General features: G+C 36.9%; 16 protein-coding genes. 7 read left to right on the top strand and 9 right to left on the bottom strand.

All coding sequences use genetic code 11. From position 1 onward, the window contains the following. Positions 1 to 19: 19 nt before the first annotated feature. Positions 20 to 250 (bottom strand): hypothetical protein, encoded by a 231-nt coding sequence (locus FHT21_RS12610; RefSeq protein WP_167295000.1) that lies wholly within the window; start codon positions 248 to 250, stop codon positions 20 to 22. A gap of 202 nt (positions 251 to 452) precedes the next feature. On the opposite strand from FHT21_RS12610, the gene FHT21_RS12605 reads away from it, so the two are divergent. From FHT21_RS12605 to FHT21_RS12585, 5 genes are all read left to right on the top strand, one after another. Further along, positions 453 to 1,043 carry a sigma-70 family RNA polymerase sigma factor gene (locus FHT21_RS12605; RefSeq protein ID WP_167294999.1) on the top strand — a complete coding sequence of 197 codons (591 nt, stop codon included), beginning with the start codon at positions 453 to 455 and terminating at the stop codon, positions 1,041 to 1,043. 52 nt (positions 1,044 to 1,095) lie between these two features. Then, positions 1,096 to 1,311, top strand: a complete 216-nt coding sequence (locus FHT21_RS12600) for a hypothetical protein (protein ID WP_243853986.1) — start codon at positions 1,096 to 1,098, stop codon at positions 1,309 to 1,311. A gap of 57 nt (positions 1,312 to 1,368) precedes the next feature. Beyond that, on the top strand, positions 1,369 to 1,950 hold the full coding sequence (locus FHT21_RS12595; RefSeq protein WP_167294997.1) for a peroxiredoxin family protein: 582 nt from the start codon (positions 1,369 to 1,371) through the stop codon (positions 1,948 to 1,950). Positions 1,951 to 2,207: 257 nt separating this feature from the next. Beyond that, on the top strand, positions 2,208 to 2,600 hold the full coding sequence (locus FHT21_RS12590) for a hypothetical protein (protein WP_167294996.1): 393 nt from the start codon (positions 2,208 to 2,210) through the stop codon (positions 2,598 to 2,600). 7 nt (positions 2,601 to 2,607) lie between these two features. After that, complete coding sequence (locus FHT21_RS12585; protein ID WP_167294995.1) at positions 2,608 to 3,225, top strand: hypothetical protein; 618 nt, start codon at positions 2,608 to 2,610, stop codon at positions 3,223 to 3,225. Positions 3,226 to 3,323: 98 nt separating this feature from the next. Here FHT21_RS12585 and FHT21_RS12580 read toward each other — a convergent pair whose 3' ends face one another. Beyond that, the gene (locus FHT21_RS12580) at positions 3,324 to 4,295 is read right to left on the bottom strand and encodes a Gfo/Idh/MocA family oxidoreductase (protein WP_167294994.1); all 972 of its coding nucleotides are present in this window, start codon (positions 4,293 to 4,295) and stop codon (positions 3,324 to 3,326) included. A gap of 279 nt (positions 4,296 to 4,574) precedes the next feature. On the opposite strand from FHT21_RS12580, the gene FHT21_RS12575 reads away from it, so the two are divergent. Next, positions 4,575 to 4,772, top strand: a complete 198-nt coding sequence (locus FHT21_RS12575; protein ID WP_167294993.1) for a hypothetical protein — start codon at positions 4,575 to 4,577, stop codon at positions 4,770 to 4,772. Between the two features lie 59 nt (positions 4,773 to 4,831). On the opposite strand, the gene FHT21_RS12570 is transcribed toward FHT21_RS12575, so the two are convergent. The 3 genes from FHT21_RS12570 to FHT21_RS12560 form a co-directional block, all read right to left on the bottom strand. Further along, on the bottom strand, positions 4,832 to 5,785 hold the full coding sequence (locus FHT21_RS12570; RefSeq protein ID WP_167294992.1) for an alpha/beta hydrolase: 954 nt from the start codon (positions 5,783 to 5,785) through the stop codon (positions 4,832 to 4,834). Between the two features lie 134 nt (positions 5,786 to 5,919). Then, a complete protein-coding gene (locus FHT21_RS12565) occupies positions 5,920 to 7,449 on the bottom strand; it encodes a glycosyltransferase family 39 protein (RefSeq protein WP_167294991.1) in 1,530 nt (509 codons plus the stop codon). After that, a complete protein-coding gene (locus FHT21_RS12560; RefSeq protein ID WP_167294990.1) occupies positions 7,450 to 8,133 on the bottom strand; it encodes a phosphatase PAP2 family protein in 684 nt (227 codons plus the stop codon). A gap of 331 nt (positions 8,134 to 8,464) precedes the next feature. Between FHT21_RS12560 and FHT21_RS12555 the strand changes: the two genes are divergently transcribed. Further along, complete coding sequence (locus FHT21_RS12555; RefSeq protein ID WP_243853984.1) at positions 8,465 to 8,617, top strand: hypothetical protein; 153 nt, start codon at positions 8,465 to 8,467, stop codon at positions 8,615 to 8,617. Positions 8,618 to 9,103: 486 nt separating this feature from the next. On the opposite strand, the gene FHT21_RS12550 is transcribed toward FHT21_RS12555, so the two are convergent. From FHT21_RS12550 to FHT21_RS12535, 4 genes are all read right to left on the bottom strand, one after another. Next, positions 9,104 to 10,927, bottom strand: coding sequence for a M60 family metallopeptidase (locus FHT21_RS12550; protein WP_167294988.1), 1,824 nt, complete (start codon positions 10,925 to 10,927; stop codon positions 9,104 to 9,106). 906 nt (positions 10,928 to 11,833) lie between these two features. Beyond that, entirely contained in the window at positions 11,834 to 12,091 is a 258-nt protein-coding gene (locus tag FHT21_RS12545; RefSeq protein ID WP_167294987.1) for a helix-turn-helix transcriptional regulator, read from the bottom strand. A gap of 811 nt (positions 12,092 to 12,902) precedes the next feature. Continuing rightward, on the bottom strand, positions 12,903 to 14,102 hold the full coding sequence (locus tag FHT21_RS12540) for a pyridoxal phosphate-dependent aminotransferase (RefSeq protein ID WP_167294986.1): 1,200 nt from the start codon (positions 14,100 to 14,102) through the stop codon (positions 12,903 to 12,905). A gap of 63 nt (positions 14,103 to 14,165) precedes the next feature. Next, positions 14,166 to 14,558 (bottom strand): DUF1573 domain-containing protein, encoded by a 393-nt coding sequence (locus tag FHT21_RS12535; RefSeq protein WP_167294985.1) that lies wholly within the window; start codon positions 14,556 to 14,558, stop codon positions 14,166 to 14,168. Positions 14,559 to 14,596: the final 38 nt, after the last annotated feature.

Here is a 14,596-nt window from a genome sequence, read left to right as displayed (position 1 = left end):
TTTTTAAAGAAAAATAGGTTTAAAAAGGCGCTGAATGAAAAATTTCGAGGTTAATACAGCGCAAACCAATGCTGTTAAAGAGCTCGGTAATTTCTTTTGTCCAATCTCTTGGCGAATCTACCCGAAGGATTTTATCAGAATCCCATAAATCGATATTCCATTTAATTTCTTTGAAACGGCTGTTCAGCAATGGGCTGATTACGTTTAATTCGCTATCCGTGGATACATTTGTTTTGAAAACGGCTATCATAATAAAATGTTTTTAGGTTTGTTATCAAGAGTAGACGTACAACTTTAGAAATTACTTTAAATCAGGATGATTTTTTTAATTTTTATTTAGCCTAATCAGTTAAACAAGCATTTCTAAAAAAAAATAAAATAATTTGTAAGGTTATTTCATCTCGAACGACCAATAAATTAAGGAGTATATTTAAATAAGATAATATCAAAACATGCAAAACGAAACGGATAAGGAATATGCAGTCAAGAGCCATCATTCAGACCCACTAAGCTGGGTTGAAAAATATGCCGATTACCTCTATGGTTTTGCCATGTCGAGATTAAGAGATGAAGATGTGGCCAAAGATCTGGTGCAGGATACCTTTTTGGCAGGTTTGCAGCGATTAGATGATTTTGAGGGCAACAGTAAGGAAAAAACATGGTTAACGGCCATCCTTAAAAACAAGATTGCCGATTTTTACCGGAAACGATCTGCCATTAATTTAAAGGTAATAAGCGTAGAAGATGAACAGCAGGATTTTTTTGATGCGGAATCAGGACATTGGACTGAAAAAGACTATCCGAGAGCATTTGGCTTGGACGTAGGTAATCCTTTGATAATGAAAGAGCTTGGCAGCATATTAAATGAATGTTTGGCTAAACTTCCCGGATTATGGTTCTCGGTATTCTCGATGAAACACATGGACGATCTCGCATCAGAGTTGATCTGTAACGAACTTAAACTCACTGCTGCTAATTTCTGGGTAATTATGCACCGCACAAAACTTAACCTGAGGGCCTGCCTTCAAAAAAACTGGAACTGATATGACGAGCGCGCTGAGAAATATAATCTATAACTGTAAAAAAGCTACTTTTTTGATCGAAAAAAGAATTGCCGGAAAAATTACCGCTGCCGAAATGCTACAATTGCATATACATCTGGCAGGCTGTTCGGTATGCAAAATTTATCAGCGGCAGAGTATATTGATTAATAAGGTGTTTGTAGGTTTTGAAAACAGCGATTTTAAACTGGATGAAGCTTTTAAAAAAATATTAACGGAGAAGATTGAAAAAGAAATCAATAAAAATTAATTTAACTGTAAGGTTAATGCTGCTGATTCGACTAAGAGGAAAAAACATAAAGACAACATGAAAAGGATTATCTTATTTACAGCGTTAGCTGTTGTATTATCGCTGCAAACAAAAGCACAAAAAGGTTTAAAGGAGGGTGATAAAGCGCCTATGTTTAGCGGAGTTGACCAAAACGGTAAAACCGTGAGTTTGAAAAGTGCACTTAAAGCGCATCGTTCTGTCGTATTATTTTTTTATCGCGGTCAATGGTGCCCATACTGTAATAAACACATTAAAGAGCTGCAAGATTCTTTAAACTTATTAAGTGGAAAAGATGCTTACGTGATCGGTGTTACACCCGAAACGAAAGAAAACATTGATAAAACCATAAAAAAAACAAATGCTGGCTTTTCTATTCTTCAGGATAAAGACGATGCAATTATGAAAGCCTATAATGTTAATTTTGTTATGGATGAAGCTACCTTTACCAAATACAAGGGCTATGGTATAAATTTAGAAGATAACAATGGGAATACCCGACATACTTTACCCGTTCCTGCAACTTATATCATCGATCGTTCAGGGAAAATTAAATATGTTCATTTCGACCCCAATTATCAAAAAAGAGCCTCGGTAAAACTTTTGCTTTCTAAACTTTAGGCTGTTAATAATAGCAATCGATTGGCTTTCAGCTTCTACAAATTTAAGCTGTGGCAACAAGAATGGTTGTTTTTGTTTTAGCATTGATCGATCAATGCTAAGACTTTTAGCGCTAAAATTCAGCTTTTTATCTGTTATTTTCTTATCTTCAGATTTTGAGGCTTATGGTAAAAGATGAAATGATTTTGTATAAAAAGGCTTGGGACCCTGGAAATTGTTCTTGTACGGCCGCCTTGTTTTTATTTTCATTTATTGTTATGGTTATTATTTCCTTTTTTTCGGAAGATAAAAGGAACTTATCTATCTCCCTTTATGCTTCTGCTATACTAACTTTTATATTAGTAACCGTAAGGGTAGTGGGTTATTGGGCTCAGCGTGAAGAAAAAACAGTGCTATTAATGGTTTGTGAAGAAGGACTTCATTACTATGACCATGCTGCCCTTATCCAATGGAAGGTTATAACCGATATACAGATTGTTAACCGTGAACTTTCGGTTTCTGTTGGCCCCTTACCTGCATTGGATTTTACATTAAATTTATTGGACACTAACCTACAGGAAAGGTTCGACGATTTCTGCCAGTTGCTTAACAGGTATTATTATCCCAAAACCGTTTATATCTATGAATCTTCAGTTTCTTGTGGCTGCTAAATAGTTGATGATGAAACCTGAATATATCACGATATTACCTGATGAAAGAGAGGTAAATTATGCAGACGATCCTTTGTGGCAACGAATTTATGCCTATTCGCCAGATAATGAAGATTTTGCAATCCCTTTTTCACGCAAATTAGCAGTTACCGAGGGTTGGACAAGGCGGTTCACTTTATTGGCGATAGCAGAGTATAAGCGTTTTGTATATCTCTGTTGCATATCGCAGAACGGGGCATCGCCTTCTGTTGTGGTTGATAAGGTATGGCATATGCACCTGCTATATACGGTAGAGTACTGGGAAAAATTCTGCCCATTGGTTTTGGGTCGGAATTTACATCATTATCCCAATGTGGGTGGGATTGTGGAATACAATAAACATCAGGATTGGTATTTGGAAACATTAAAACTTTATCTGTTTATTTTCAAAGAAAATCCTCCTCCTGATTTTTGGAGAATACCTAAGAATATTTTACCATATTTATTAGATAAGAAAGATGCCACCTCTTCACAAAACTGTAAGAAATCGTTTTACAATAGAATTATAGGCATCATAATACGTAGATTTCAGTTTCTCAATAATTTTAGGATTATGACAGATAAAGAGCGAAAAAAAATAGTATAAACTGACTTTAAGCCATTTATATCGCATAAACTAAAAACAAGAAGTACCCTTTTATATCTAACATGGTTCAATTAAAATGATCCTTCGTCGAATTATTCTTACTTCCGTGTAAAATCATCCATTAATTTCATGGTTATCAGTGCATCTTCACCGCTACATGGATTTTCTCCTTTACTTAAAAAATAATTAACTACTTTTTCAATCATAGGTTGTTGTACATGTTGCAAAGGCTCGAACATAAATTCTTCCGTCTGATCCGTTGTAACCGTGACTTTATTGCCAAACATTGGGAAACTGATTTGACCCTTTGAACCATAAATTACACAAACATCAGCCTGACCTTGTGTCGCTACAGAGAAACACCAAGTACCAGTGAAAACAACTCCGTTTTGGAACAGGATATTACCCACAACCAGATCATCCACCTCGGTGTTTTCCTGCTGCCTGGTGGCAATGCCCATCGCATTTTTCACAGCGCCGAAATAATAAGTCATCAGGTCTAATTGATGCGGAGCTAGATCATGGAATAAACCACCACCAGAAATGGCCGGATTGATCCGCCAATTATCGGCTGTTTTTGCAATAAGCGTGGGGTTCGGCGATTGGAGCATTTTTAAACGGACTAAACGGATATCGCCAATGGTATGTGTAGCCAATAGTTCTTTAACTTTCAAAAACATGGGTTGAGCCCGGCGGTAATGAGCTATGCAAAGCTTCACATTTAATTTGTTGGCTGCATCAGTCATGCGTTGAGCAGCTTTGGCATCTAAAGTCATGGGTTTTTCTACATATACGGGCTTGCCGGCTTTTAAAGCCTCAATAGTGTAAGCTTCGTGCTGTAGGGGTGGCGTAGCAATGTAAATGGCATTCACCTCCGGATCGTTAATTAGTTGAGAAGCATCATCATACCATTTAGGCACTTGGTGTCGCCTGGCATAGTCAGCAGCTTTCTTTGCATCGCGGCGCATTACAGCAACAAGTTTGGAGTTGTTTACCTTATTAAAAGCTGGTCCACTTTTTACTTCAGTCACATCTCCGCAGCCAATAATGCCCCATCTGATTTCTTCCATTGTATAATCGATTTGAAAGGCTGAATTTAGAAAATATTGGCTGGAAACTATGCTCAATAGATAGAAAGCTTCGTAAAAAAGAAAAGGGATTCACTTTGGGAGTGATCCCTAATCAACTAACCAAACAAACTATTCCGGAAACCACGCCGGAATCAATTTATAAACGAAAGAATTAGGAGATTGTTTTAATGAGTTTGTCTATTTGGTGTATTTTTTTTAAAAAAAGAAAAATAAGAGCTTTATCTGAAATTATAACCTCCCTTTTTTTAGCTTTGTAGCATGCAAAATCTTTCCAAGAAGCTTCAGATTGATCTTATAGAACTTAAGGCAAAATATGCTTTTATTATGGATGAGCTTGAAGTAACATTTGCAGATGCTTATCTTTCTAAATTGCAAGCTAAACAACGCCTGGCCGAGCAGATGATGATAGAAATGGAAAAGATACTGACCGGGGAGGCCGGAGAACATGAAAACTAATCTGTTAAGATAAAGAGATAGTTTTTGATATTGACCTTAAGATAAAGAAGCACGCTACGCTACCTCTTTTTTAAAGCAGGTGGTATGCTAAAAGTAGGTTTTTTGTCGGCATCTTTAAAGTCTACTTCCATAAAGTAGCGTTTTTGTTTAATGATGTAATTTTCTATAAACCACAAAATATCTGGCAGGTTTTCAACCATCGGTGAACCAGCTATCTCGTGCCCCATATTTTGCACATACTGAAAGTAATAAGGGTACCCGTTTTTACTGAAAGTGCGTGCAAGATACTTGGAGCCAAAAAAGCCCCTGTTAAGTAATCTCACTTTGTTATAGGGTACAAGTTTATCGGCTGTACCATGGAAAAGCATGGTAGGTGCTGGAGTTATGGCATATTTGGGGGCGCCATGATAACTTAATATTGCGCCGGCAAATGAAATTACGCCTTTGTATTGAAAATGCGGTGGAAGTTTAGCCGATAACGCTGTCGCATTTCGCTTGTTATAATCGGCATGTAGTGCCGTAATAGCACCCGCACTTGATCCAGATAGGATGATCATAGCCGTATCGATACCGAGTTCTTTTGCGTTTTTGATCAGATAAGCTGTCGCGTCGAAAACATCTGCAGTAGCGGTATCAATAGCTGCCTTTAAATTAGAAGTATTAAATGGGCTGGGGAATTTCTTGCCCTTAAGACCTAGTCGATAGTCAACTGAAACTACTTTATAGTCATGCGCTATTAAAGCGTTAAAGTATTGATCAAATAACTTGCTGTCTCTGCGCCCCATTACAAAACCTCCGCCAAATACAAAAAGTACTGTTGGCTTAGTTTCTGTTATTTTACCACTGTAATAAATATCTAATTTCAGTGCGCCTGAATCGGTTTGCGAAAATATTTTAGTGTCTACATGAAATTTTTTATCCTGGAGTACAATCTGCCCTACTGAAGATAGAGAACTAAATAAAAGCGTCAGGAACAGTATGCTTAGCGGATATACTTTGTTATTGGGTATCATCTAAATTTTTAGGAAGAGGTTCGCTAATTGCCAAATCAGATTGGCTTTAATTTCTATGCTAATTTATTGCATTTTCAGCTCTGGTGCAATTAGATTTTAAACATTAATATTAGTTCGTTATAGTTGCTATTGTACTATCTTTTATAGCCATTTAACCTAAATAATAAGATGTTTTTGCAAATAACACCGTTTCTGAAAATAGGTGCAATAATTGGTGGTTTACAATTTTTAAATTGAGATTTGATAAAATTTATACTGTTTTCATCGTAAAGATTAGAAGGGACAATGTAATATGCGTTGTCGCCAACAGATAATTTCTGTTTGTTTTGGTTCGACCAATAATACTGGTGAAGATCGAATATTTCTCCAAGGCCATAGGTTTGCAGACCAGTTCTGATGCAAACATAAAAATCTAAATGTGCTGCAGGAAACCACTTTGTAATCACAATAGTTCTGACTGTCTTATTCCTTTCCGATAATTTATTATCGGCATGGTAAACAGAGTCAACTATTCTTCCGGTCTCTTTCCAGCCGTATAAATCTAAGGTGGGATCGCCCGTGCCTACATGCATGGGGTCTTTTTGCGGTGAAAGTGTGCCCTTGTAAAAATTAATTGCGATAAGACCTGCACTTACTACGAACAAGAAAAACAGCATACTAGCAGCAATAATGGCTTTTACTTTTGATAAGGTAAAAGACTCCAGTTTCAATGCCGAGAGAAATATTAAACAGCTATAGGCTGGGCCAGACCAATGCGGCAATGTATCTCTAAAAATGGAAAGAAAAACCAGCGTAGCAATAAGTGGTAGCGCACAATATAATAGCAGCTGTATTTCGCTTTTAAGATGGTGTTTGGTTTTGGTGAAGCTAAAAACTGCAATCCATGCCAGAAAAAAAACAATAGGATTGTTGTAAAATATTTGGCCGCTTATTTCTCTGGCGAAAGCCAATGGATTTATGCCAGCATGGAACAGGCTAACCCGGTTACTGTGATAGGTATAGGTGATGAAATGATGCTGGATATTCCAGATGATGAATGGAGATACCATAATTAAACTAATTAAGGCAGAAAAATACATGCCTTTTTGCGCCATCAATTTTCTATTGCTAAACAGAGCGAACAGTACAACGGCCACCCACAGGTAGACACCATGAATTTTACACATCATACAAAGACCTGTTGCCACCCCGAACCAGCACCAGAGACTTAATGTGGGTAAACCCTGGTGAACAGATTTGGTAATTTTAAGCAGCAAAAAGATGCTCCATAACCAGAAAACCATTTGAGGGCTATCTGGCAAAATAAATGTCCCCGCAATAATGCTGCAGTAAAAAGACGAAGAATAAAGCAAAACAGCCAGCCAGCCAACACGGTTATTAAGGAGTAATTTACCTATTTTATATACAATTATTGTACCTATTGTGGATGATATTATGGCGCCTAGCCGAACCGCTAATTCGTTGTGGATATATAAATTTGCAGTTGTTGTTCTAATTAACCACGCCACAAATGGAGGGTGATCAAAATAACTCCATTCCAGATTTAAAGCATATGTCCAATAATATACCTCGTCGTTTCCAAGGGCAATTGTTGAGGCTATGATCACTTTGATCACAGTCATAACCATTGTAAAAAGCCAAAGTTTAACAGGTATTTCTTTCACTTAAATAGGGTTAGCCTGATTGGTAATTTTAAGCTGCTTATATCTTCTGTTTAGCTTGGCCGATCTGAAAAGTTGAAGATCGTATACTTGATGATAGCTCACCACTGCGCAGATTATACCGGTTATTGCACCAAAAAATACATCAATAAGAAAATGTTGTGCCAGGTATATGCGTGAATAACCAATTAAAAATGCGAAAAATAAACAATAAGGGGAGATTTTCTTTTTCCTGAAAACCAAAACCAATACAGTGGCCAAGGCAAAAGCAGATGCGGTATGACCTGAAGGAAAAGAATTTTGATCATGCATTTTTACCCCATCAACAAAATGAGTATACTGAAATAAAGTTTGCTCGAAAAAATATTTCGGCCGTGGCATGTGGAATATCCTTTTTGCGATCTGGATAAGCAGTCCCGAATAAATATAAGCAAGAGCCATAGTAATTGCTTTTTTCTTTTTCCGAAATGCTAGCAGAATAGCCGCAGCCAGAATGCTGATTAAACCATCTCCGAGATTAGTAACATACTTAAAAAAAATATCCAGCCAGGTTGGATGAAACCAGTTAAAAATGAGGAAGCCATCTGTTTTAGAAAAGCTAAAATTAAAGATGAGTGCCAACAGAAGTATTGACATTGCAGTAAAGAAATAGTAATTGAGTTCAGTCAATCTTTTTATCGTGCGCATGTCCAGGTTTTAATGCAAAACTATTGGCTGTATATCACCTGAAAGTTAAGGTAGCGTCATGTTTATGTCATGCGGCTAGATTTAGAATTAATTATCGATCTGTATGTTGATTGAAATAACCTCAATTATCAATGCAAGGGAAGTGATTACAGGAAAGAAAGTGCTTGTTAACATTTCTTAATAAGTTAATATGAAAATGCTGATAAGTTAAAACGATTTGTCTTGCTTTGTGGCAAAAGATTAATAATTGATTATGCAAAACAGTCAGGCAAAGATTAGCCCAGATCTACAGCAATTTATTGATAAGTTTGAGCCCAGCAAATTTAAACTAATGTCTGGGGGAATTGAAATTAGGGGAATAAACGATATGCAAAGAAATATTGCTCAAGCCAAAGCAATCATCGAAAGATTAAAACTTCGCCTAATTGTTTCGCATAATGCAGAAATGCTGAGCTATCGCGGTTTTGAAGTAAATAACCTTTAAGCCTACAAAACCGATTTTTTACCCGGTTTATACTCAGCCTGCCCATCAGACTCCTCATTAAAGTGCTGTTTCCGCTATAATTATAACAGCAGTAGACAGGCTCTTTTGCTTTCTGGCGATTAGTCAGGAAGCAAAAAATAAGCTGCTATATCTTAATTTTTATCTCCCGGGTTTTATTTATCTCTATATACCAGGATACTTTGTTTACTGACTTAACAATCGATCCTTCATCAGGTACAATGAATATCGAGGGCCGAAAAAGCAATTGGGTTGTCCCAGCTCCAGCAGAGTTAAACTATATAGATGAAGCAAAATTAAGGTTTGACCAAGAGATTGCACCTAAAATAAGCAGAAGGAAAATCATTGTTGGCCCAAAAAATGAAAAAGTATTAAGTAAACCGGAAAGCGTGTTCAGGTGTGCTTTCTATTGTTGATCAGAATAAAAAGAAGCTGCCTCACTTTTGAGACCGCTTCTTTATGAAATTGTTAATTGTATAATCCCAGCTCTGCCAGCGATGCAAACTGCAAACCATCTTGTGCAGAGTTCATAATTACCTTAAGGTATCTTAAGGTTTTGGTGCTGCCAAACGCAAAATATTGTATTCCGGCAGCATTTTGAGCTACATAATTGTTTACCGATGTGAAATTTATATTATCGGTACTTGTTAAAACCTGAAAGTTTTTAATCGCCCGGCTCAATCCGCTTCTTTGCACTAAACTTAAGCCATTTGCCGATTTCGAAGATCCTAAATCAATCACGACCTGGTGCGGATAACTTGTTGCGGAAGTGGTCCAGCGTGAGTGCCAGAACGTACTGTGGCTACCATCGATTAAAGTAGCAGCCCTGCCATTAATAGCTCCCTCACCGCTGGTTTCTTCAGAGCTGAAAGAGTTTATGCTCCAGCCAGTTTTACTCAGTTCGGTTAAAGGTGCAACATTATCTTGTAGGGTAGAGGGATCGGTACTTGGCGCTGGTAAACCCAATGCTGCCATGTCTGCATATATTTGTGTTGTAGCTGCTGAAGTAGATAAATTCAATCCCCACTTTTGGAAGAAAGTACTTAAGTTTTTGCCTGATATACTACAAGCCTTTAGCATGAAATAACGCATCCTGGCATCATCATTAGCTAAGGTTGGATTTTCAACACGCATGTCCTTGGCCAGGGTTCTATAAAAATTATCACCATAGGCTAAGGTTAATTGTTGAAACATGCAGAGCCTGATAAACAGATCGGTTAAAGGATTGGTATAACTTGTTGATCCGTTATAATCTTTGGTGCCAGCAGGTTTCCCTAAATAGGTAAAAGCTTTTGGCCACACCCCATCGTTTACCAGCCTGTTGATAGAAGGGGTAAGGGTACGCTGCACATATAAACTATATAAATTTACAGAAACCTCACCCAAGGCTCCCCAACGCCACATCATTTGGTGCTGGTGGCCTAATTCGTGCCATAATCCCCAGCCATTGGTACCTACTGCACTTAATGTTAAAATGGCATTAACATCTGAGGTAATATAGGCCGTACGATAATCATAAGCGAAAAAATAATAGGCTGGATCTTCATGCTGCGTTAAAAGATAGGTGTGCACATTTTTCGCATGTGCAGGCAAAGAGTTGTCTAAGCCGTTCAAATCATCCTCTAGTGCAATAATTTGTGTAATTTTGTTCAATATAGCACTCTGATCTTCTGCTTGGTACTGTATTGCCTTAGTTCTTGATACTACGATAAAACAATTTGAGCCCTCTAAAACTACATCAGGAGTAGTGTAGGTTTGTAATTGATTAATCCAGTCTGAATTGTTGGTTACGCCAAGTTTGTAATATGGAGCGTATTGGTAACCGCTATTAAAAGTTACTTTAGCGGTAGAGCCAGTTGTAGAATTGGTGTACCTGATCCATAATAATCCGCCAACAGCATTGGTAATGGTATTGGTACCCGCAGTTAACTGTACGGATGTAGGTTGGGTGTTCCAAGTGCCATATCTAGAATAGGTGCCGATTAATAATTTTGGCAGGCGGGTTCCGGTGGTTTGTTCTACGGTGATATCTAAAGTAGCACCTGGGGCCATGTATAAACCGGTTGCAGTGAAATCGGTTAAGTAGTATCCGTTTTTTAAGCGGTCCCTTTCAATTGATGCGCTAATTTTTTCGGTGACATTAAAAACATTGGTTTGAGTGAGGGATTGTATGCTAACACCACTTATAGTTTTTTTGCTATTTACAGCCTCATCTTGTAATACGGCTGTCTTTTTACAGGCCGAAAGCCCTACAATTGCCGAAACGGTTAGGAATAATAATTGTTTTTTCATTTTTTAGGTTTTAGTAAGTATTGGGTTATAAGCAGCCATGTTCCTCAAAAATAGAAGCATGACGATAATTAGCTGCTGTAATGTTTAGTTCGCCAGTTTTAATCTTAATATAAATTAATTTAAGTCTGCTTAAAATGTCAATACAATATATTCATATTTACATTTTAGTGAAAGAAAAAAGACTGCGCAAACGTTTGATCTGCCTGTTAATTACAGTAGAAACCGCTATATATGCTTTAAACTTTGAACCATTGCTACGTTTATCTTGATTACGAAACAGCAATAGTTTTGGTAAGCCATAGGCTTGGCTTCTGACTAATATAACCTCCAATTGTGCATAGTGATTCAGGCTCATCTTCGATAGTGATGCATGGTACAATCTTTTTCATTGTTTATAAATTTAGATAGTGCTAAATATTCCTTAAGGGAGGTAGGTTGTAGTTTAGTGCATGAAATTTTGTATACCACTTTTGTTTCTTATGATGAAAACAATAGTATATAATAGGAATTTTATCGGGCTTCTTATAAGTTGATTGAAATTAACACTTCAAAATAATTACCTTTCGGTCCGGAAGAGATCTCTGCCCTGTCTGCATGGGTATGAAGCAATCATTGCCGGATATTTTCAAGATCTGTATGGAAACCTGTATCGTTGAGACCTTTGTTAATCAGGTTACTTGTTTGAATGCTAAACAGCCCTTCTTCCAATTTTACTTCGGCTGATTGAATATATTTGCATTAACCTTTAGTATGCTTAGTATGCTATCAAGATCAGGAACTATTCTTATTGTATGTTTTTCCCCGCTTTGATGATTTTATTTTAATAGTTAGCGTTGCGTAATTTGCTATTTCCTCCTTTGATGGCTCATAATCTTCATATTTGCTACTATATTGTGAAGACTTATACTATTCCAGCCCAGCGCTAAAGTCTATTCCAAAATTAAAATCAAGAAGTGCTGTTGGATGGATTTTTAAACCTATTGCCAATCTCATTATGGTAATAAAACTTGGGCTGGTTTCTCCATTTTCATATTTAATAATATCTCCGGTATTAACTCCACTTCTCTTATAAAATTCACGATAAGAAAGTTTCTGTTTCTCCTTTAACGATTTTAAATGCTGACCGAATTTTTTCAGGACTATTTTTTCTTTCTCACTAATCATTTCATTGCTAATAAAAATATAATTGGCAATGTCTTTTATATTTTATTTTAAATCGTCATGCAATTACTTGACGATCGGCTTTTTTTATCTATATTTACGCTAAAAAAAATAAAACCAGTACAGGTAAAATTAAGAGTCTTGCAACCTCAAATCTCACGCCGTTGGAGCAGGACAGCAGATTTTATCCCATTTCTTATAGCGGAATTGCTACCTTTAGCTTTCCAAAATAAGAGTGGGCTTCTGCTGTAATTCCATTTCAACGTAAGGCGTGAGAAACATTATGAGGTTATGGTTTGGGAAGCCCACTTTTCTCTCTCCGTCAAGACCCATAACATAAGATTATCTGTTTGCTTTTAGTCAATTTATAAGCAAACGCCAGTTCTATAGGATGGATCTCTTCTGCATTCATTAATAAAAGAACCAGTCTGATTTCTGTTTTTTATTACGCCTAAAATCTCTCCTGAATAAACAATTATTAAAATAATCATCCTTTGGGATAACGATCAGGGTTATCACCCGGTCATTAGGATGGGTTTTGATATTAAATGCTGTCGTGATCGCAAAACCGTTGCAGTACGCTTATTGCCTTGCTAAAATGGAGTGGTTATCGGATTAGTTCCTATGCACCAGAAGCGGATGAGTAGTGGGATTAAACTCCCTTAGTTCTGCTTTTTTGCAGTTATTTAGGGTTGTTTTTTATTGCTAGATATGCAAAATATAAAATTAACTGTACCTCCTTAACTGTTTAAACCGATTAATTGTTAAAACTGAGTCTGTGCTCAACAATTAATCGGTTTAATAATTTTTACAATTAACCTATTCTTCCTGGATATTGCTTCAATGCTATTTCCAAACAGTCCATAGCAGCATTTAAATCGTCGGTATTTAATACATATGCCATACGAACCTCGTTTTTACCAGAACCAGGGGTAGAGTAGAACCCGGTTGCCGGCGCCATCATTACCGTTTGGTTATTGTGGCTAAAGTCCTCTAAAATCCACTGACAGAATTTATCGGCATCATCAATAGGGAATTTTGCTACTACATAAAATGCACCACCTGGATTAGGACAGAAAACGCCTTCAATATGATTTAACCGGCCAACCAAAGTATCACGGCGTAAAGTATATTCAGTATTTACTTTTTCAAAATAACTATCTGGCGTATCTACAGCTGCGGCACCGGCAATTTGTTCAACCATACCTGGGCTTAATCTTGCCTGTGCAAATTTTAACCCTGATGCAATAACGTCTTTATTTTTGGTAATTAAACAGCCTAAACGTGCACCACAAGCGCTGTAACGTTTAGAAACCGTATCCATAATAACAACATTTTCATCTAAGCCGTCCAAGTGCATGGGCGAGATAAATTCCCTTCCATCATAACAGAATTCGCGATAAGCTTCATCTGAGAATAAAAATAGATCGTATTTAACGCAAAGTGTTTTTAAAGCCTCTAATTCTGCTCTTGAATACAAATAACCAGTAGGATTGTTGGGATTACAGATAATAATCGCCTTGGTTTTTTCAGTAATCAATTTTTCGAATTCGGCAATCGGTGGTAATGCAAAACCATTTTCAATATAAGAAAGTATTGGTTTTACAACCACATTGCTCATACAGGCGAAGCCATTGTAATTGGCATAAAAAGGTTCTGGAATGATAATTTCATCGCCCTCGTTTACACAGGTTTGCATGGCTATGGTAATGGCTTCAGAGCCACCAACTGTTACCAATATATTTTCAGGTGTAATATTGTAGCCTAGTTTATTGTAGTACTCGGTAAGTTTTAAACGGTATGCAAGTGTACCTTCTGATGGAGTGTAGGCCCAAACATTAAAATCAATGTTTTTGATGGCGTTTAACATTCCTTCTGGCGTTTCTATATCTGGTTGACCAATATTTAAATGGAAAACTTTTTTACCATCTTTTTTAGCTTGATCTGCAAATGGAGTTAACTTTCTGATTGGCGATGCAGGCATCTGCACACCTTTTTGTGAAATTTTTGGCATGGCACAAAAATAAAAAAGTCCCGATGAAAATCGGGACTTTTTAAATATTATCGTTTAAAAAAATTATTTTGAAGCTGCTGCAACCGTTTCACCTTTGATGTAAAGCACTTTAATTGGTGTTTTAGCATTTGAAGTAATGGTTACGGCTTTCGAAAAAGTTGATGGACCAGCAGCAGCGTTAAACGTTACCGAAATTACACCAGTTTCGCCTTTTTTTAATGGCGTAGAAGTGTATTTAGGTACTGTACAGCCGCAGCTTGCTTCAGCTTTAGTGATAATTAAAGGCTCTTCGCCAATATTGGTGTATTTAAAATCGTAAGTTACTGGTTTGTTCAAAACAATTTTACCGAAATCGTGAGTTTCCGATTCGAATTTAAACTCTGCAGGTTTAGTTTGTGCATTTACAGCAACACTTAAACCTAAAACAAAAGCGAATAATACTAAGATCTTTTTCATGTTATGTGGTTGTAATTTATTTTTTAAAATTCTAAAAC

Source organism: Pedobacter sp. SG908 (assembly GCF_011759615.1).
In the GTDB taxonomy this organism is placed as follows: domain Bacteria; phylum Bacteroidota; class Bacteroidia; order Sphingobacteriales; family Sphingobacteriaceae; genus Pedobacter; species Pedobacter riviphilus.
The sequence above is the reverse complement of the archived record's forward strand: the minus strand, read 5'-3'. Positions and strand labels throughout refer to the sequence as shown.

Excerpts from the sequence above, each read along its gene's own strand:
- FHT21_RS12610 (WP_167295000.1), bottom strand. The coding sequence starts at position 250 with ATGATAGCCGTTTTCAAAACAAATGTATCCACGGATAGCGAATTAAAC.
- FHT21_RS12605 (WP_167294999.1), top strand. The coding sequence starts at position 453 with ATGCAAAACGAAACGGATAAGGAATATGCAGTCAAGAGCCATCATTCA.
- FHT21_RS12595 (WP_167294997.1), top strand. The coding sequence starts at position 1,369 with ATGAAAAGGATTATCTTATTTACAGCGTTAGCTGTTGTATTATCGCTG.
- FHT21_RS12590 (WP_167294996.1), top strand. The coding sequence starts at position 2,208 with ATGGTTATTATTTCCTTTTTTTCGGAAGATAAAAGGAACTTATCTATC.
- FHT21_RS12585 (WP_167294995.1), top strand. The coding sequence starts at position 2,608 with ATGATGAAACCTGAATATATCACGATATTACCTGATGAAAGAGAGGTA.
- FHT21_RS12580 (WP_167294994.1), bottom strand. The coding sequence starts at position 4,295 with ATGGAAGAAATCAGATGGGGCATTATTGGCTGCGGAGATGTGACTGAA.
- FHT21_RS12575 (WP_167294993.1), top strand. The coding sequence starts at position 4,575 with ATGCAAAATCTTTCCAAGAAGCTTCAGATTGATCTTATAGAACTTAAG.
- FHT21_RS12570 (WP_167294992.1), bottom strand. The coding sequence starts at position 5,785 with ATGATACCCAATAACAAAGTATATCCGCTAAGCATACTGTTCCTGACG.
- FHT21_RS12560 (WP_167294990.1), bottom strand. The coding sequence starts at position 8,133 with ATGCGCACGATAAAAAGATTGACTGAACTCAATTACTATTTCTTTACT.
- FHT21_RS12555 (WP_243853984.1), top strand. The coding sequence starts at position 8,465 with ATGTCTGGGGGAATTGAAATTAGGGGAATAAACGATATGCAAAGAAAT.
- FHT21_RS12550 (WP_167294988.1), bottom strand. The coding sequence starts at position 10,927 with ATGAAAAAACAATTATTATTCCTAACCGTTTCGGCAATTGTAGGGCTT.
- FHT21_RS12545 (WP_167294987.1), bottom strand. The coding sequence starts at position 12,091 with ATGATTAGTGAGAAAGAAAAAATAGTCCTGAAAAAATTCGGTCAGCAT.
- FHT21_RS12540 (WP_167294986.1), bottom strand. The coding sequence starts at position 14,102 with ATGCCAAAAATTTCACAAAAAGGTGTGCAGATGCCTGCATCGCCAATC.
- FHT21_RS12535 (WP_167294985.1), bottom strand. The coding sequence starts at position 14,558 with ATGAAAAAGATCTTAGTATTATTCGCTTTTGTTTTAGGTTTAAGTGTT.